Source organism: Anaerobacterium chartisolvens, assembly GCF_003337415.1.
In the GTDB taxonomy this organism is placed as follows: domain Bacteria; phylum Bacillota; class Clostridia; order Acetivibrionales; family DSM-27016; genus Anaerobacterium; species Anaerobacterium chartisolvens.
In genome coordinates, this window is the sequence record NZ_QPJT01000081.1 from 1 (window position 1) to 1,227 (window position 1,227).

Annotated in this window: 3 protein-coding genes; all 3 read left to right on the forward strand. The window is 41.1% G+C overall.

Annotated features, from left to right (window positions below; genetic code table 11):
• Nucleotides 1–187: hypothetical protein (locus DFR58_RS22290; protein ID WP_207659320.1), on the forward strand; the 187-nt coding region annotated here is incomplete at its 5' end.
• A gap of 102 nt (nt 188–289) precedes the next feature.
• A complete protein-coding gene (locus tag DFR58_RS21620) occupies nt 290–649 on the forward strand; it encodes a BlaI/MecI/CopY family transcriptional regulator (protein WP_114300518.1) in 360 nt (119 codons plus the stop codon).
• A 4-nt stretch (nt 650–653) separates the two neighbouring features.
• Nucleotides 654–1,227: M56 family metallopeptidase (locus DFR58_RS21625; RefSeq protein WP_242987796.1), on the forward strand; the 574-nt coding region annotated here is incomplete at its 3' end.

Genomic DNA, 1,227 nt, shown 5'->3' on the forward strand with positions numbered 1-1,227 from the left:
GGAGCAAGTGGGGACGGTTCTTGGCTTGCCCTATTTGCAAACAAAGTTTTGTAAATGGATTGCGGCTGACGGTTTGACAGAAGTGGGATTGCCTCATAAGCTTTTTGGAGGCATAAGCGAATCAAGGGTGAGCATAATCTTGAGTAAAAAAAGCGCAAGTCAAGAACCGTCCCTGCTTGCTATTTAGCGGAACACTGAAACTCTCGTATCCTTCCTATATTGACAAAATGGTTTAACGGTGTTAAACTAAAAACAGATTTAACGTCATTAAACTAGGGAGGGCCTTGATATGGTTGAGTACAAATTAGGTGTTATGGAAATGAAGTTTGCGGATTTGATGTGGGAGAATGAGCCAATTTCCTCCGGTGACTTGGTGAAATTATGTGAACAGAAATTAGGCTGGAAAAAATCTACTACCTATACCATGCTGCGCCGCCTGTGCCAACGTAATATTTTCAAAAATCAAGATGGTTTGGTTTCTTCTATTCTATCCAAGCAAGAGTTCCATGCTTTGCAGAGCGAAAAGTTCATTGAAGAAACCTTTGACGGCTCTTTGCCGCAATTTTTAGCAGCATTTTCGACAAGGAAAAAGCTCACTGATAAAGAAATTGACGAGTTGGAAAAATTAATACGCCAGAACAGGGGGTGAATCTATGCCGTATTTTATTCAATCGAAAATCCTTGATACTTTTTTACAAGTCCTCAATATGAGTTTAACCGCAAGCATCATAATTGTTTTAGTGCTGGTTGCACGACTGCTTTTGAAAAAGGCTCCTAAGATTTTCTCTTATGCACTGTGGAGCGTTGTGTTCTTTCGGCTGCTTTGTCCGATCTCCTTTGAAAGTATGTTTAGCTTGTTGCCGATCAATGCAAGTCCCATTTCAACCAATACCATTTATTCAGAAACACCACAGATAAGCACAGGTATAACGACTGTTGACAATGCAATCAATCCCATATTGCCTGCCCCTGCAAACGGCGCAAGTGACGATAATCCGTTGCTGATAGCGGCGACTATCGGTGAAAGCCTCTGGATTATGGGGATAGTTGTGCTTTTGATTTATAGCATCATTTCTCTATTGCGATTACGCAAAAAACTGATAGGCGCAGTAAAACTGCACGATAACATTTTTCTTGCCGACCACATTGTATCCCCCTTTGTTATCGGTCTGTTTCGTCCAAAAATTTACTTACCATCGACTTTAGCGGAGCATGAGCAAAGCTATA

Bases quoted from the DNA above. Each gene is read 5' to 3' on its own strand.
- DFR58_RS21620 (WP_114300518.1), top strand. From the start codon at position 290: ATGGTTGAGTACAAATTAGGTGTTATGGAAATGAAGTTTGCGGATTTG.